The organism is Candidatus Dependentiae bacterium, assembly GCA_016191325.1.
Taxonomy (GTDB): Bacteria; Babelota; Babeliae; order Babelales; family JACPOV01; genus JACPOV01.
In genome coordinates this window covers 991,181-1,009,309 of sequence record JACPOV010000008.1, presented here as the reverse complement: position 1 = coordinate 1,009,309, position 18,129 = coordinate 991,181, and the positions used below count along the sequence as shown (strand labels likewise).

12 protein-coding genes are annotated in these 18,129 nt (G+C 40.0%); 10 read left to right on the top strand and 2 right to left on the bottom strand.

Features of this window, described 5'->3' with window-relative positions; translation table 11 throughout:
• Positions 1–204 precede the first annotated feature (204 nt).
• Complete coding sequence (locus HYX58_05400; protein MBI2775415.1) at positions 205–2,838, bottom strand: insulinase family protein; 2,634 nt, start codon at positions 2,836–2,838, stop codon at positions 205–207.
• A 223-nt stretch (positions 2,839–3,061) separates the two neighbouring features.
• Here HYX58_05400 and wecB point away from each other — a divergent pair, with 223 nt between their 5' ends.
• The 6 genes from wecB to HYX58_05370 are packed head-to-tail and all read left to right on the top strand — an operon-like array spanning position 3,062 to position 10,878.
• Positions 3,062–4,234: a UDP-N-acetylglucosamine 2-epimerase (non-hydrolyzing) gene (wecB, locus tag HYX58_05395; protein ID MBI2775414.1), complete on the top strand. Its 1,173-nt coding sequence runs from the start codon at positions 3,062–3,064 to the stop codon at positions 4,232–4,234.
• Between the two features lie 7 nt (positions 4,235–4,241).
• On the top strand, positions 4,242–5,552 hold the full coding sequence (locus HYX58_05390; GenBank protein ID MBI2775413.1) for a nucleotide sugar dehydrogenase: 1,311 nt from the start codon (positions 4,242–4,244) through the stop codon (positions 5,550–5,552).
• Positions 5,549–7,738, top strand: a complete 2,190-nt coding sequence (locus tag HYX58_05385) for a bi-domain-containing oxidoreductase (protein MBI2775412.1) — start codon at positions 5,549–5,551, stop codon at positions 7,736–7,738. Before HYX58_05390 ends, HYX58_05385 begins: the two co-directional genes overlap by 4 nt.
• Positions 7,735–9,105, top strand: a complete 1,371-nt coding sequence (locus HYX58_05380) for a hypothetical protein (GenBank protein MBI2775411.1) — start codon at positions 7,735–7,737, stop codon at positions 9,103–9,105. The genes HYX58_05385 and HYX58_05380 overlap by 4 nt, the downstream gene beginning before the upstream one ends.
• Positions 9,102–9,842 carry a polyprenol monophosphomannose synthase gene (locus HYX58_05375; GenBank protein ID MBI2775410.1) on the top strand — a complete coding sequence of 247 codons (741 nt, stop codon included), beginning with the start codon at positions 9,102–9,104 and terminating at the stop codon, positions 9,840–9,842. Before HYX58_05380 ends, HYX58_05375 begins: the two co-directional genes overlap by 4 nt.
• A 1-nt stretch (position 9,843) precedes the next feature.
• Complete coding sequence (locus tag HYX58_05370; protein MBI2775409.1) at positions 9,844–10,878, top strand: mannose-1-phosphate guanylyltransferase; 1,035 nt, start codon at positions 9,844–9,846, stop codon at positions 10,876–10,878.
• A gap of 85 nt (positions 10,879–10,963) precedes the next feature.
• On the opposite strand, the gene HYX58_05365 is transcribed toward HYX58_05370, so the two are convergent.
• Entirely contained in the window at positions 10,964–12,811 is a 1,848-nt protein-coding gene (locus HYX58_05365; protein ID MBI2775408.1) for a hypothetical protein, read from the bottom strand.
• Positions 12,812–13,057: 246 nt separating this feature from the next.
• Here HYX58_05365 and gmd point away from each other — a divergent pair, with 246 nt between their 5' ends.
• The 4 genes from gmd to HYX58_05345 all read left to right on the top strand — a co-directional run bounded on the left by gmd (position 13,058) and on the right by HYX58_05345 (position 18,071).
• Positions 13,058–14,191: a GDP-mannose 4,6-dehydratase gene (gene gmd / locus HYX58_05360; protein MBI2775407.1), complete on the top strand. Its 1,134-nt coding sequence runs from the start codon at positions 13,058–13,060 to the stop codon at positions 14,189–14,191.
• Positions 14,178–15,170, top strand: a complete 993-nt coding sequence (locus HYX58_05355) for a GDP-L-fucose synthase (GenBank protein MBI2775406.1) — start codon at positions 14,178–14,180, stop codon at positions 15,168–15,170. Before gmd ends, HYX58_05355 begins: the two co-directional genes overlap by 14 nt.
• Before the next feature lie 106 nt (positions 15,171–15,276).
• Entirely contained in the window at positions 15,277–16,095 is an 819-nt protein-coding gene (locus HYX58_05350) for a hypothetical protein (GenBank protein ID MBI2775405.1), read from the top strand.
• A 20-nt stretch (positions 16,096–16,115) separates the two neighbouring features.
• The gene (locus tag HYX58_05345) at positions 16,116–18,071 is read left to right on the top strand and encodes an ankyrin repeat domain-containing protein (protein ID MBI2775404.1); all 1,956 of its coding nucleotides are present in this window, start codon (positions 16,116–16,118) and stop codon (positions 18,069–18,071) included.
• The last annotated feature ends 58 nt before the right edge of the window (positions 18,072–18,129 follow it).

Here is an 18,129-nt window from a genome sequence, read left to right as displayed (position 1 = left end):
TCAAATTGTTTTACTACGTTGAAATCAGAAATTATCTGATAAACAATCCACCGATCTGTTTTATTCTTCAAATAAATTTGATCTTGTTTAGAGATCTTCGTAGGTAAAAAATTTCCAAGCATTGCTGAATATAGGTGTGTTGTGGATAAAAATGCTGTGCAAAATACTATTGAAAAAAAAGTTCTCATGATTTTTTGCATGTTTTTAAATTCTTCCAACTTTAAGGCGCACTAATTTTTCGCTGCTCAATACTTTTCGAGTCGCAGTGCAAATATCTTCTTTGTTAACACTTAATAACTGGCCAGGCCGTTTATCAAAATAATCGGCGGGCAATTTATAACGTTCAAGAAGTGCAAATGTCGCTGCAATTTGTCGATTCGATTCAAAATTATCAACCATGGAATTAATAAGCCCGTTTTGAGCTTGTTCCAGTTCGCTATCTTCAATTTGATCGGTAGCATGGTCGATGGTTTCCAGGATTGCTTGCTGCGCTTCGTCAACGCGATCGAGCGAAACGATCGTTTTGACAAATACCATGCCAGGTTGTTCATCAGCATGATGCAATAATGAACCGCCGATAGTATAAAAGAGCCCCGATTGTTCGCGCAACTGGAAGAGTCGCGAACTCATCGAGCCAAGTACGCCGCCAGTAAATATTTGATCAAAAAGTAAAATCTTATCAAAATCTGGGTTACTGCGCGCGACCGATAATCCCGCAAATCCCAGCACAATTTGATCACGATTGATTTGATAAACAATTTCACGAGGCTTCACGCTGTGCAGCGTAGGGAAAGCTATTGAACTTGCAGGCGCACCTTGCCATTTGGCGATCGTTTTTTCAAGCACCGTTTTAATATTATATGATTCTAGATCACCAACAAGCACAAGCGTTGCTTCGTTTGGGGTTGCAAATTGTTTGTATGCGCGAATGAGATCATCTTTTTTAATCTTCTCTAGCGTTGGAATATCGCCCATATACCGTTTGCTATAGGGATGATTCTTATATATTTCTTCGCGTGCTAATTGCACCGTAAACTCTGAAGGGCTATCCCAATAATCTTTCACATCTGAAACGAGTTGTTCACGAACTTTTTCTATTGCATCCTCATCAAATGAAGATTCAGACATCATCTCTGTAATAAACCCGAGTCCTTGCTCAAGATCTGCGCTGAGCATGTTGAGCGCAATGTAACCTGGCGAGCAACTTAAGCTCATTCCATACGATTCCACCGCTTCACTAAATTCGCTACCCGGATGTGTTTTTGTTCCTTCATCGAGTAATCCGGTCATGAATGCATACAGGCCTTCCATTCCTGCTGGATCGTAATAGCTTTTTGCTTTAAGCATTAATAATCCGTCGATAGTTGGCGTATTTGGATTATGGTAATAAAGCACTGTTAGGCCATTTGCAAGTTGCAATCGTTCTGGCCGTGGGAAATTAAACGATTTTGTTGGCGCAATAGGCACATTATGCACATGCGATCCGGCTTCAACCGGTACATCGCGCACAACGTCTTTAAGCACGCGTGCATCTTCTGCATCAGATTCTTTTTGCACCATCAGCCACATATCTTTATCTTGCTCAACAATCGGCAAAATTGTGCCTTTATGCATGAGCGAAGGGCGAATAAAATTACTCGCAATATTTTTTATAACTTCATTTAATTGTTCTGTTGGATAGTCCAAATAATTAAAGAGGAATTGTTCGTTTCCCGTCGCTAAATACGATTGGCCAATCACGTACGCCTGTTTTTGATTCGATTCGAGCACGCTTAAATACTCCATATGAGTTTTTTTGATTGCGCGCTGCAATTCTCGCGTATTTAAACCATGGGTAACGATCGAACTAATTTCATCATGAATGATACGCGTAATTAGATCGATATCTGTCACTTTTTTTGGCTGGAAGTAAATAAAAAACACGCCATAATCAAAAAGATCATAAGTGAAGGTGTCTAGCTCAGTTACTAATTGCAGATCATCGATAAGTTTGTGCGCAAGGCGAGAACTTTTTCCAGATCCTAAAATCCACGCGAGCACATCAAGTGGATAATCTAATTGTGCTTTTGCGCCGGGAACAACGAAGGCGAGCATCACTATTGGTTGTTGCACATCTCGATAAAGCGTTATTGATTGCGTCATTAAATCAAGATGGTGATAAAACTCTTCTTTTTTATAATCTGGATTTGGTTTTAAATCGCCAAAAATAGACTCAGAACGTTCAAATACATCGTCCGCAGAAACATCACCGGTAACCACGAGCGTTGCGTTATTAGTTACATAATGTGTTTTATAAAAATTAACTAACGCATCACGCTTCATATTCCATAAATCTTGTTTGAAGCCGATAATAGGAAAATGATACGGATGATCGTAAAAAATGGCAGAAATCAGCGCTTCAACAATCGTTGAAGGATAATTATCTTTGTACATTTTCAGTTCTTGGATAACTGCTTTCATTTCAGAATTTAAAAACTCTTGGCGGAAGGTACAATTTACCATGCAATCTTCCATAATCGGGAGCGCTTCATGCCAATGCTGCGAAGGCATATCAAAAAGATAACCGGTGTAATCGTACGATGTGAATGCGTTGCAAGATCCTGAAAGTTTATTAACGATTAAATTGATATCAGATTCTGAAAGCTTTTTGGTTCCCTTGAAAATCATATGTTCAATTAAATGCGCTATCCCTTTTTGACCCGTTTTCTCGTCTTTCGAGCCAACGTTGTACCACATTTGCAGAGATACTTTTGGAATCAGCTGGTTTGGGCGAACCAAAATTGTTAACCCATTATTTAAGACTTTTTTAAAAACCTTTTTTGCTGCAACGATTGACATAGGTACCTTTTTGGCAATAGAAGAAATTTTTTATTTAAGCTTAGCCCGAATTTGCAAAAAAGTGCAGAGTTTACAAAGGCAAAAAAAGTACTTTTCGGATATTCTGCCAAAAATGATCAAGCAAGAGGTGCATAGTTTTACCCGGTAGGCATCAAACTTGCCAACATATCTGTATTTGTTATCTTGATCAACGATGAAGGAATGATTTTTTAAGAGAGAAAGTATGAATCCTATTCTGTTGGTTATCGGCACTCGGCCGGAGGGAATCAAGATGATTCCTCTTTATTTTCAATTAAAAAAAGCGCTGATGCCGGTCATTCTTTGCGCCACAAATCAACACACCGATTTGCTGCAAGAAGTTTTTGATATTTTTCAGGTGAAGCCAGATATTGAACTCTCGATCATGAAGCCGGGTCAGGATCTTTTTCATATCACGACCGAAACGCTGGAAAAAATAAAACCTGTGTTTGAAAAAATCCAACCTTCGTGGGTTGTTGTTATGGGCGATACGACGACCGCGATGGCCGCCTCGCTGGCAGCTTTCTATTGCCATATTCCTGTGGCGCATGTGGAGGCGGGATTGCGCACTTCCACGATTTATGCCCCCTATCCTGAAGAATTAAATAGACGAATTATTAGTACAGTTTGCGCGCTCCATTTTGCACCTACTTCTTTAGCGGTGGGAAATTTACTCGCTGAGCGAGTTGAGCGCCGTGCCGTTATTCATACGGGTAATACCGTTGTCGATGCACTGCTTATGCTTAAAGAAAAAATTATTAATGGCGAGATTGAAGTTGAAGAGCAATTAAAAATGCGCGTCCAACAGAAAAATATTAACTATCGTCAATTGGTACTTGTTACAGCGCATCGCAGAGAATCGTTTAATGGAGGCATCGCAAATATTTTGCGTGCGATGAAAAAAGCAGCGCTCGAAAATCCCGACATATTATTTTTCTATCCTTATCACCCCAATCCGAACGTATTGAAAGCGATCGAGCAGGAGGGGATAGAGAATATAAATAACGTTTATTTATGTAAACCCCTTTCGTACAAAAATTTAGTTTATCTTTTATTAAATGTAGATTGGGTGGCGACCGATTCGGGAGGCATTTGCGAAGAAGCGGTAAGTTTGGGCAAAAAAGTTCTCATTCTACGAGAAGAAACTGAAAGAATGGAAGCGGTTTGGGCCGGGCTTGCCACGCTCGTTGGTACTGAGCACGAAAATGTTTTTGCAGCCATAAAAAAAATGATTTCCCAAACACAAAGCTCATCGGTCATGCAAACTATTTATGGCGACGGGCATGCAGCGGAAAAAATGGTAGCAGCCTTCCAGAACTTTGCTCCCCAGAGTGGAAAGCATCAATCAATGCAGGTACTTGGGCATACTCAGATTTAAGAGGAAGATAATGAAAAAAATATGTGTTGTGGGCCTTGGCTATATTGGATTGCCAACGTCTATAGTTGCAGCGCAGGCTGGATTTCAGGTTGTCGGGTTTGATATTGATGCGCAGCGTGTTGATAGAATTAATAAAGCAGATCCAGTAATTGAAGAGCCAGAAATTTTTGAAAAATTGGCAGCTGCGCTAAAAACCGGTTTATTCCGTGCGACTACTACTATAGAACAAGCTGATTGTTTTGTTATTGCAGTGCCGACTCCATTTCATGAAGATAAAACTGCCGACGTAAATTATGTTTGGAGTGCGGGATCTAATATTGCTTCCGTGCTCAAAAAGGGCGATACCGTAATTTTAGAATCTACCGTTCCAGTTGGAACGACAGATCGTTTAGCTCGTTTGCTTGGCCAACAATCGGGTTTGCAAGCGGGCGTCGATTTTTTTGTGTCGCATTGCCCGGAACGAGTTTTGCCCGGAAATATTTTTAGAGAACTCGTTTCCAATGCGCGCATCATCGGCGGCATTAATCCTGAATCGATCGAAACTTCAAAACAATTTTATAAAAAATTTGTAGTCGGGCCGCTTTATTTAACTAATGCAGCGACCGCAGAAATGGTAAAATTAGTAGAGAATAGCTCACGCGATGTGCAAATCGCTTTTGCAAATCAAGTTGCTGGAATGGCCTATTCGATGAACCTTAATCCATTTGAGGTAATTGAACTTGCAAATAAACATCCGCGTGTTTCGATTCTTAATCCATCGTGCGGAGTTGGTGGCCACTGCATTGCGGTTGATCCGTGGTTCTTAATCGAAACATTTCCTGAGCATACAGGGCTCTTAAAAATGGCGCGCGAAGTTAACGATCAAAAGCCTGAGGCGGTTGTTCATCAAGTTAAGCGAGAAATCGCACGCTGGAAAGCAATGCATCAACGATCTTGCAAAATATTGATTCTGGGGCTTTCTTATAAACCGGATATTGATGATATGCGCGAATCGCCTGCGGTTCATATAGCGCAAGAACTTGCAAAAGAGCAATCAGAATTAATGATTTGTGAGCCACATATTTCTCCATCAGCAATTACGAAATTGATTGATGCACAAGTGGTAACGCTTGCTCAGGGATTAGGAGAAGCTGATATAGTAATTTGCTTAGTAAAGCATCGAATTTTTAAATCGATCGATAAAGAAACGCTCGCATCCAAAATCGTGCTCGATACGTGTGGGTTATTTTATGAACCGCACAAAGAGCAAGGTCAGGAACAAATGTATTGGCCTGCAAGCAACGCGTTCTATCGCATGTACGGAAAGGATGGCCTATGAGACAGGTATTTTTAGAAAAAGGGTTGATCACAATCAAAGAAGTATGCGAACCGGTTTTAGATGATCACCTGATTATGATTCAAGTGCATTATTCATGCATAAGCCCCGGCACTGAGAATGCAACAATAGCAAATGCATCTCCTCAAAACATGCTTCTTTCAAATATTCCTATGAAAGTTGCAAAAGTTCTGCAATCGATCGCAACTAATGGCGTGCAAGGAACGAAAGCCCTGATTCGTGAGCGGTTTGCTGGTAATTTACAAGCACTCGGCTATTCGTGTTCAGGAACGGTGATAGCGGTTGGAAAAAAAATTACGAAATTCCGTTCAGGAGATTACGTGGCATGCGCAGGAGCTGGCCTTGCAAACCATGCTGATGTTGTCTGCGTGCCAGAAAATTTAGTAGTAAAAGTTTCTGATAAATCATTTCTTAAGCAAGCAAGTTATACAACGCTTGGTGCAATTGCATTGCAAGGTGTTCGCCGTGCGCAGCCTCAACTTGGTGATGTTGTCGCAGTTATTGGGCTTGGCCTTTTAGGACAACTAACAGTTCAATTGCTCAAAAACTCTGGATGTACTGTTATTGGTGTAGATTTAATGCCGGATCGCTTAGATTTAGCAAAAAAACTTGGTGCAGATTATGTATTTAATAGCGCTGAGCAATCGCTACAAACCGAATTGAATGCTCTGACGGCTCACCAAGGAGTTGATAGCACGATTATTGCTGCGGCGAGCAGTAGTAATGCGCTTGTTCAGCAAGCGATGGAAATAACGCGCAAAAAAGGAAAAGTAATTGTTGTTGGTGATGTTGGGCTTGCGCTTGAACGTGCACCACTTTATCAAAAAGAGATCGATTTTCTGATTTCTTGTTCATATGGCCCTGGAAGATACGATGCATCATATGAAAAAGATGGCGTCGATTATCCATACGCCTATGTTCGTTGGACTGAAAATCGAAACATGCAAGCATTCGTATCGCTCATCGAGCAAGGTAGCTTACAGATCGATCCGCTTATTAGCGCATCGCTTGCCGTTGATGATGCGCAAAAAGGATACGCTCTTTTACGCGAGAAAAAAGCGCTTGGCGTTGTGATAGATTTTAATCATTCAGATCAAGATCTGATTTCGCAAATTGCTTATCAAGAAAAAGAAAATAGTGCCCAAGAAACGAGAGAAATTAAATTTATTCCCGCAATAAAAGATAATATTCGTGTGGGTGTAATTGGCGCTGGAGGCTTTGCAAAAATAAAATTAATGCCTCTTATTGCGCGCATTAAAAATGTAAATATTAACGCGGTCGTTGATCCCAATACTGCAAACGGAATAACCACATCGAAAATTTATGATGCAAAGTGCGGACCGTTCACCAAAGATTGTTCCCTTTTTGAGCAAGATGCGGTTGATGCTGTGGTGATTGCGTCGCCACACAAATATCATTGCGATCAAGCGCTTTCGGCGCTCGAGCGAGGCAAAGCGGTATTTTTAGAAAAACCGATGGTTACCGATTTTGATCAACTTGACCGTTTATACGATTTTCTGAAAAAAAATAGTGCAGCGCCGTTTACGGTGGACTATAATCGTTCATTTGCGCCGTTTGTGCAGAAAATTAAACGCACAATAAAACAGCGTACTTCACCATTACTAATTCACTATCGTATGAATGCAGGATTTATCCCAAAAGATCATTGGGTGCAAACCGAAGTTGGTGCAGGAAGAATTATTGGCGAAGCGTGCCACATCTTTGATCTCTTTTGTTATCTGACCGATTCGCAGCCAGTATCTGTTTCTGTTGAATCGATTAAGCCATCAAATGACGATCTCTTTCCGACCGATAACTTTTCATCACAAATCGGTTTTGCTGATGGATCTGTTTGTACGCTCATGTATACAGCGCTCGGGCATAGTGGCCTTGGTAAAGAGCGTATGGAACTCTTTTATGATTCAAAATCTATTGTGATGGATGATTATAAAACGCTTGTTGGGTACGGATTGCCACGTTCATTTAATGAAACGACCAATTCTCCCGATAAAGGGCATGAAGAATTAATTAATCAATTCTTTGGTGCGCTTAAAGAGCCAATATTTAATGCACCGATCTCTCTTGAGCGGCTTTATAACGTTGCGCATATTACGCTCGTAATTGATCAACTAGCGTGTGCAGGTGGCGGAACTAAAGAGCTCAGATGAACGGAGTACTTTCTGCGGATAAAATAATTGCACTAGTAGGAGCGGCGACTGTTATTTTTCTTTCAAGCATTCTTTGGCTTGCAGCGCCGCAAAAAGATCAGCATTTTGATCTAGATTCATACGGTTATGAACGTATTGCGATAAATTTTGCGCAGAATTATCAGTTAAAAGATCCGGGTCGCACGGATATACCAGTTCAAGTTATTGGTTATCCGCTTATTATGGGAGCGATTTATGCGATTTTCGGTGCGCATTATCAACTCATAATTTTATTACAGGTTCTTTTAACGCTGGGAATTTGTTTTTTAATTTGGTCCGCATCTGCGCAGCTTTTTGGTGCGTTTGCGGGCCGAATTGCGTTTTTTTTAGGGTGCATAAATATCGGATTTTTAGTTCTTGCACAATTTATTTTAACCGAAACGATAGCTACTTTTTTACTCATACTTTTTTTTGAGCGCTTGATCTCATTTCTAGTAAATGGATCATATCGATCGTTGGTGATCTCAAGCAGTGCGTTCGGCCTATGTTTGATCATTAAGCCTACGCCACTTTTTTTTATACCGATTTTTATGGTGTTGCTAAAATTTTTGCCTACCCAAGCGCGGGTAAACCGTTCATATTTTGGGATGATCAATTTTTATATTTGGATCCCGATGGCGCTTTTGCTTGCGTATAACTATTATACGTATGGCGTTGCGCAAATTGCGCCGACAATGCAAGAAAATATCTATTACTATTTTTTAGCAAAGCTTAAAAGTGCTGATCAAAGCATAACGATCGAACAGGCATATCAAGAAATTGATGCAACGTTCGGCCACTATAAACGAACAAGCCCGAAAAGATGGGCAGCTGCGCAACAAGAATTTTTTAATTTTCTGAGAAAAAAGCCGTTTCTTGTTATGCGGCTTTGGGGCGAGAGCATGCTCAAAACAGTTGGTGGATTATTTACTTCGCAGTTAAAATTGCTCCTCAATCCGCAATTGAAGGGTACGCCCACTTCATTATCTTCGGCCAACGGCTCTGGTATAGAAAAGTTAAATAATTATATTGCTCGAGGCGCCACGAATGGAATAGTTATCGTTATAGGATGGGCCGAGTTTATTTTTAATTTTATTCGCTATGCTTTAATTATTGCCGGGCTTACGGTACTTGTAAAAAGAAGGGCGTACTGGTTGGCGTTATTTTTCCTGGCGTTTTGCGGCTATTTTATTTTTGTTACAGGCCACGATGGATGCGCGCGATACCGGCTTCTTATCGAACCGATGCTGACTATTTTTGCATCATTTGGCATACTTGTTTTATATAAGCTTTTTAATAAAAGTGAATATAATCAGCAAGCACTTTCTAATTTATGGATAGCTCAATGACATCAAAAAATTCAATCGTCGTCGCGGTTCCTACCTATAACGAACGCGAAAATGTTCAAAAACTCTACCAAGAAATAAAAAATCTCAACCTGCCAATAGATTTTTATTTTATCGATGATAATTCGCCCGATGGCACTGGGGATGTGCTTGCCAAGATTGCTGCGCACGATAGCGCGGTTCGTGTTATGCATCGATCGCGTAAGTTGGGTTTGGGCACTGCGCATATTGAAGCGTTTCGCTATGCTCGCCAAAAAGATTATCAGTATCTCATTACTATGGACGCAGACTTTACGCACGATCCGAAATATATCCCACTTCTTCTTTTAAAAAAGAACGATGCAGATATCGTCATAGGCTCCCGTTATACCTCTGGCGGAAAGATGAGCGGCTGGGGCAAAATTCGCCTGCCGTTTACCCTTTTTTGGCGCTGGCTCATAGCAAAGGGGCTTGGTATGCCTTTTGATTGTACAGGTGCATTTCGCCTTTATCGCGTTGCCGCGCTCGACCCGAATATTTTTGAAAATCTTGATTCGCGTGGATTTTCTTTCTGCATGGAATCGATTTATTATTTTAAAAAAGCAGGGTTAAAAATTGATGAAGTTCCTATACACGCCCAAAGCCGATTGCACGGAAAATCAAAATTATCGATCAATATTATGGCCGAAGCGGCTAAAAAATTTCTTTCTCTTTTTTATGATCGTCTCTTTAAACGCTCCGCTTATGTACAGCAAAGGTGAAATGATGGCATCAATTTATGGGATCATTCTTGCTGGCGGCAAAGGGGAGCGGTTGTGGCCGTTGAGCCGAGAGCATCGCCCAAAGCAGTTATTACCGTTTGCGAGCAATGGAAGCTCACTTTTAGATGAAACAATCGATCGCTTAGCGCCGCTCATTTCTCGTGAGCGACTTATGATTGTAACCACAAAGCAGCAACTTAATGCGGTGAATCAAACTGCTCGCGAAAAAGTTGGCACGATTGTTGCTGAGCCGATTTCGCGAAATACAGGCCCCGCTATTTTGCTCACGTGTTTACAAATCGCTGCAAGAGATCCAGATGCTGTATTGGTTTTTGTACCAGCAGATCATTATATTGCCGATCCTCATATGCTACGCGAGCATTTAGCAGATGCGGCAGCATTTGCATTGAAAAATCCTGGCATAACGCTTCTTGGTTTACATCCAACGCACCCGGCAACTGGCTATGGGTATATCGAATATGTACCCGGATCGCGCAATAATCCTGCAATTTATCCAGTTCAACGTTTTCATGAAAAACCGAATAAAGATACCGCGCATAGTTATTTGCGCAATCAATATATGCTTTGGAATATTGGTATTTTTTGTGGAACGGCTCGATCATTTATTGATGCGTTTAAGAACTATGCACCGGCAGTTTACGATTGCGTGTACGCAGCATTTAATGGTGATGAAGCCGCTTATGCAAAATGCCCAAATATTTCGATCGACCATGCGGTATTGGAAAAAAGCAAAAATGTTTTTGTAGCTCCCGTTCAATTTGGTTGGTCTGATGTAGGTAATATGGAAACATTTCTACTTCTTAGCTCGGCGACCGAAATGCAACGAATAGTTTCGATTGATTCGCAAAATAATTTAGTTTCTGGAACCAAAAAGATTATTGGGCTTGTTGGCGTAGATGATTTGTGCGTTGTGGAAACTGATGATGCAATCGTTATTATTAAACGCTCTGAAGTGGAAAAAGTAAAAGAATTAGTGCAAAAAGTGCGGCAGGAGTTTGGCGATACCTATTTATGATATTTTTTACCCTTCGATACCAACGCGAAGCGCGTTCACTCAGGGCGAGCGCTGCATGAGAAACTTTATTAAATGCTTTTGTGCACTACGGTAATTTTGCTTCGAGATTCAATAACATTAAAGCAAGATTTTCAAGCGCTTCCTTCAATGAATTTGTTACTGGTTTTTCAGGCAGATTTACTACTTGCGCGTCTTTTATCGTTTTAATTAAAGTCCGATATTCTATGCTTGCAGTATCAATGTCATCTTTTCTTATAGCGATAAAATTTAGTGCTTTTTGCACTGTTTCATCTAGAATATCCGGCTCAGTTTTGTGGGTTTCTACCAAAAGTTGATACAGTTTCATGATTACATTGTTAAGGATAATGCGATCACCTTTGAGCATTGGTTTTTTGATATTCATTAACCCTGCAAGAGCAAAAGAATATCGTGAGCTTTTTTCACGCGATGTTGGAACTTTTGCAGTGTGAGTTATTTCATCATTTGCTGCCTGAATTGCAAGATAAAGCTCTAAGCTGCCAGCAAGATCGTCAAAATTTGGTATCTGGGCTTTTAGTTTGGTTAGATCTTTAAGTTGTTCTCTAGCTTCTCGTGCGAATTGCGAATATTGTGGATTATTAAGTAATTGCTCAGTATTGAATTTCATCAAAACTATCGTATAAGTTTCCAGAAGAAGCGCTGCCGTTTCTGGCAAATAATCTTTTAAATCACCCAGGACACCTTCATAAAGAACAATTATGGAATCAATAGGCAGATCTTTCAAATTAACTAATCGTTTTTTTGTATCTGAAATGAGAGTTGTTATTTTGTCTCGACGATATTTTTCTTGAGCTGCTAATTCTGTAACGTCTTGGACAGTTTGTTCAAAAAATTTATAACTACTACTGCGCGTATCAGAATGATAATATGTTGTACTCATCTCGCGTAATGCTTTCTGAACCAACTCCATCGCGTATTTGGGATTGGATTTTTGGCTATCAATTAGCTTTGCATAAGCGAAAAGCATTTTTTCATCAAGACGTTCAATAGAATAATATACTGGCCTTTTTATACTTGCATTCTCCAACATGATAATTGCCTTTCTAAACTCTGCCTCCTTTAGATTTGGAGATTGCTTTGTCGCGTCCACTAGAACTTTATTGGCGCTACCGAGATTAATGAAAAATTCAAGCTCCATTAATAGTTTATTAAAATTAGGTATTTTGGCTTGATTAGGCGCTAATTTAGTTGTTACTATTTCAGCATCCTTTGCTGTTTGAAAGTAATTATTATCTAAAGGTAGATCTTTATCATAGCGTAAAAGTATTTCAATATAGGTTTCCATCAATGTACTCCCATTATCAGGCAGATACTTTATGAGTTCTTCAATTGCCCGATTATACAGGGGGATGGCACTTTTAATGTTCGTTTCTTTTCTGGCATAATTAATTAGCTGTTGAGCTCTTGCCAGTGCTTCTTTAGAAAGATCCAAAGCAGGTTGGTTTGGGGGGATGCTCTTAAAAGGCTTTCCTGTGCAATCCGAATCGAATCCGAGCGCTTTAAATCCTTCTGCATTCCCATCAATGCCTTCATCTCGAAAAGCGGTGAATTTGGCGGCGAGATTGTTATTTTCGTATCTATCAAGGAAATAATCGATGGCATTATTTATTTGTTTATAGGCAGCATTTGTAATTTTTAATAGATCTTGAAGTGAGGGATCATCAAATTTTTTACCGAGTGATTGCGCTATTTTATCTGGGTGCCACTTGAGTAGTAACTTTCTTTTTGCTTTTTTAACGCCTTGTATAGTAGTTGCTCCGATGATGGTGGCCACATTAGTTTCGCATAAAACTTTTTTTGCTTCTTTTTTTAAAGTTTCTTCGTTAATTGGCTCCATACATAGTACTGAGCTGCTTACATAAAAGATGGCAAAAATGAATTTAATTTTTTTCATGTTTAGACTCCTGTATAGTTATTTGTATATAATTTTTCAATTTTGTAATTCAAGGAATCTCTCATAAATAAACAATTAAATTTAATTGAAGATATCTGCGTGATATCGATTTATGTATTTCTTTTGGTTGGCTAACTGTTTGATTCTTTTATAATCAAATTATGGTAATTTCTTGCTTGAGATATCGATATCTTTTTCAAGGAAGAAATAAACTCATTCTGCTTACTCCCAAAAAAAGGAGAATCTGTGAAGAAAGCTTTGATAACCGGAATAACCGGTCAGGATGGAGCCTACTTATCTGAACTGCTGCTTTCAAAAGGATACGAAGTTCACGGTATCAAGCGTCGTTCATCGTCATTCAATACAGGGCGCATTGATCATCTTCATAAAGATCGCCACGAATCGCACGATGCCCCATTTATTTTGCACTATGGCGATGTGACTGACACTTCTAATTTGATTCGACTGATAAAAGAAATTAAACCTGATGAAGTCTATAATTTAGCGGCGCAAAGCCACGTTGCGGTTTCGTTTGAAACGCCCGAGTATACCGCGCAATGCGATGCGCTTGGCACACTTCGACTTCTTGAAGCAATTCGGCTATCTGATCAAGCAGATTCTACTCGTTTTTATCAAGCATCAACAAGCGAACTCTATGGTAAAGTGCAAGAAACGCCGCAAAATGAACGAACGCCATTTTATCCTCGATCTCCGTACGCTGCAGCAAAACTTTATGCGCATTGGATTACTGTTAATTACCGAGAAGCGTATAATATTTTTGCGTGCAATGGCATTTTATTCAATCATGAATCGCCCAAGCGTGGCGAAACGTTTGTTACAAGAAAAATAACGCGCGCGGTCGCGCGTATTGCGCACGGTTTGCAAACAGCATTGTATTTGGGAAATCTCGATGCCAAAAGAGATTGGGGCTACGCAGCAGATTATGTGGAGGCGATGTGGCTTATGCTTCAGCAAGAAAAGCCTGATGATTTCGTAATAGCGACCGGTAAATCGCATTCTGTTCGCGAATTTATTGAAGCAGCTTTTTTGCACATTGGCGTCACTATCATGTGGCAAGGATCAGGAATCGATGAAAAAGGATACGATGCTGCATTTGGTACGTTGAGCGAGCCGCTCGTCGCGATTGATCCACGTTATTTTCGCCCAACAGAAGTACACGAACTGTGCGGTGATGCATCAAAAGCACGCACTATTTTGGGTTGGGAGCCAAAGGTAGATTTTTCTACACTTGTAAAAATTATGATGCACCATGATATGCAACAACTTGAAGAATCGATTGAGCAAAACATTTCTTTCTTTCCTGCGCATTTAGAAAAAAGCAGAGAAGTCAGGGGGAGAAAAGTTGATGCATTTGAATGAAAAAATATATATAGCGGGCCACGAAGGGCTTGTTGGTTCGGCGATAGTTCGTTTGCTTAAAGCTCGTGGCTTCCAGCATCTTATTACTCGTACAAAAGATGAACTCGATTTGCGGGCTCAAAAAGATGTAAATAATTTTTTTCTAGAAAAAAAACCGGATTTTGTTTTTCTCGCTGCTGCACTCGTTGGCGGCATTAAAGCAAATAATGATTATCCTGCTTCATTTCTTTACGACAATTTGATGATTCAAGCAAATGTAATGCATGCAGCCCATCTGAGTGGGGTGAAAAAACTTTTATTTTTGGGATCTTCATGCATTTATCCAAGAATGTGTGAACAACCAATAAAAGAAAAATATTTAATGACCGGCCCGCTTGAGATGACAAATGAAGCGTATGCAATTGCAAAGATTTCAGGAATAAAGCTTGCGCAAGCATATCGGCAACAGTATGGCTCAAATTTTATTTGCGCAATGCCCACTAATTTATACGGGCCCGGAGATACCTTTGATAAAGAACGATCTCATGTTATCCCGGCGCTCATTTTAAAAATCCATGAGGCTAAAGAGAAAAATATTCCCTCAATACCACTTTGGGGAACGGGGAATGCTTTGCGAGAATTTTTGCATGCTGATGATCTGGCAGCGGCTCTTTTTATACTTATGGAACACTACAATGAATCTGAAATAATCAATATTGGAAGTGGGCAAGAAGTATCAGTTTTAGCGTTGTCTCAGATGATTTCTGAAATTATTAATTACCGTGGGTCGATCTTATTTAATAATGCTGAATCGGACGGTACTCCGCGTAAAATCCTAGATAGTTCTCGCATTGGTACTTTGGGTTGGCAAGCGAAAATTAATTTAAGAAAAGGGTTAGAGCAAGCGTATGAATGGTATTTGGAAAATAAAAAAGGAACTGCCACATGGTTCGATACAATTTCTTACAGGGTTCGAAATCACTCACCACGAGCGGATTAAATAAATTTTTTTTAAAGATTATCGATGCAAATCTTTATACTAGCATTATAAACCCGCTCGCCCTGAGTGAACGCTTTGCGTTTGTATCGAAGGGTGCGGATTCATAATGAAACGCATAATATTGGCTATGTACCTTTTATGCAGCGCGAAACTCCTAGCATTTGAATGGGTAGATTTTTTTTCCTCGATGCGCTGGCACGAATTTTCTCACGCGCATTCGCGGCACCAAGTAATTTCCGATCTTTCTCATTGGTATTCACTATTCCAAAAAGCTGAACAATTTGAAGTAGATGGTATTATGCGTATCCCAAAAATAATTCATCAAATTTGGCTAGGCGGAAAACTGCCAGCCCAATATGAGCAATGGTGTGCATCATGGAAAAAAATGAATCCTGAATGGGAGTATAAGATATGGGGGGATGATGACGTAGAATCGTTTGGAATGATCAATAAAGATATGTTTGATGCGACGAACAATTATGGCGAGAAATCAGATATTTGGCGTTACGAAATTCTTGAAAGACTTGGCGGGCTTTATGCGGATATTGATGAAGAGTGTTTGCGCCCCTTTGATGAAATTCATGAACTTTTTGATTTTTACGTCGGATTGCAGCCGCTCGATACGGCAACTTTACAATTAGGTATTGGTATCATTGGTGCGGCAAAAAATCATCCTTTACTGAGAAAAACTATTGAATTGATGCATACAAGGCGTGGTATTATTCCAATTGTGCTCAAGACGGGTCCTTTATTTTTCACTGAGATCTGCAGAAATTTCGCAGGTACTTTTGGATTGCGTGATGTCGTATTACCAGCATCATATTTGTATCCGTGCGGCTATTATCAAAAAGGAGCGCCGCGGCAGCAGTGGATTTGCCAAGAGTCGTACGCAGTTCATCATTGGGCAGGAAGTTGGTTGAAATAATTTAATTTAAGGAGAGAAGATTGAAGAAAATACTTTTATGTATTGCAACGCTTATTATAAGCGCTTTCAATTTATATGGAATGGAACAAAAAGATGTTAGTAGGGCATTCGCAGATGCGCTTCTTGTGGGTATTAATGGAATCGATGACAAAGAAGGATTCGACAAAGCCGTTGCCCTTCTGAGGGATCCAAATAATAAAATTAACCTTCTCACGCCACCAACAATTGGAAACGACAATATTTGGGAAATGTTGCTCAAGTCCAACAGGCCTGGTCTGATAGCTCTCGCAGTTACTCGCTTTGGCGACCAATTAACTGATGAGGAGCTGGATGAAATTAAAGATTATCCGGCGAGTAATGTTCAATCCGCCGTTTTAAAATTATTGAATGAAAGAAAAAAGACAGGCGAGGAGGCTGTAAACGAAAAAGTCGCAGGGTTGTTGGGTGGAAATAGAGTTGCTCAACTAGAGGCCGCTCAATTAATCACGACGGGAATTGTTGATCCAAATTATAAATATAAAAATACAACAATTTTTGATTCAGCGCTCACGGATAATCCTATAATAATGACGGCACTTATTCTAAAGTCTCTTGAGCCTAATCGGGTGCGGCTTAACCAGCAGCAAATCGATAAAGTAAAGAACACAACCACATATTCATCTTCTAGTTCTCTACAAAAAGCAGTTGCTGAATGGGAAAAACAAAATGGAAAAAAGATTGAAACAGGCGATCAAACTGATGAGCTTTTACGATTGGTTCAAAGTGGAAAAGATAACGAAGCAAAAACAATTTTGAGAGATTCCAAAAGCAAAATTAATTTCGGCGAGCAGAATTTGTTACCGTTAATCGCTTCGACGGGGGATTTTGAATTGTTGCAGTTGTTCCTACAAAAAGGCAAAGGCCAAATACCTGCGGCAATCATAGAACGGGCTCTAAGCTACTCAAAAAATAATAAGCCAATAATTGACGCGCTCAATGCGGCACTTGGTAAGCCTGCTAAAGAAACGCCAGGCGAACTTACTTTCCAACAAGTTATAGATAAAATGAGTGAAGCTTTAGACAATAAAAATATTATAGGCGCGCTTAATCGTTTTAAAACATTTAATGCCGCTTCGGTCAAAGAACCTATTTATGCGCCAGTTTGGTCGGGCGCTGCGTTTGCTGCCTCTCAGCTTGATCCAAACGATCCGAATGTTTTGGGTACACAAAAAGAACAAGTTGAGTTGGTTGGACTATTAATAGACGCTGCGGGTAAGAATTTCAACGAGAAATTAATTGATCAGCAACATGGTGCTACTATTATTCATTGGGCTGTTGCCAAAGCAAATTTTCCTCTCTTGCAAACTATAATCTCCAAATTAAGTGACTTAATTAGCCCAATCAGAATGAACGTACTCGTTAATAAGCAGGATAATGCTGGAGCGACCCCGCTTTTAATCGCAGCAAGCTCTTATGAAACCGCACCAAGTAAAAAATTAGACTCGGTGTATGAAAATATATACGAATTTTTGGTTAGAAATGGGGCGCAAGATCTTGCCTTAAAAACGCCAGACGGTAAGCTTCTGGAAAAACCAAGCGAAGTAATGGAACGCGCTAGAGTCGAAAAAAGCAAGCCGCAGAAAAAAGATGCTACTGACCAGTTGGTTGATGCGATTGATAATAGAGAGATTGGTAAAGCAGAAGCAATATTTACCATGAAGCCTATTATTGATTTCAAGCGTCCTATTAAAGGCTCCGCCAATATTCTTCAGTATGCAATTGCGAGCGGTGATGAAATGATGGTTAAACTATTAATAAAATTTGGCGCTCCTATCGGTGATGCTGAGTTGTTGGTAGCGCGTAAAGCCAACAATGATGCCATCTACAAATATATCGAGCAGATGCTCGAAGAAAAAAAGCCGGTTGTGATAAACAATCTCGAACAAGCACTTAGAGTGCTGGGCCAACGCTTAACAAATCTAGCGCGAGTTATTTAAGCAGCAATAGAAAGATTTTTAATCATCGACTTATGCGGGCGCTCAGGAAACTGGGCGC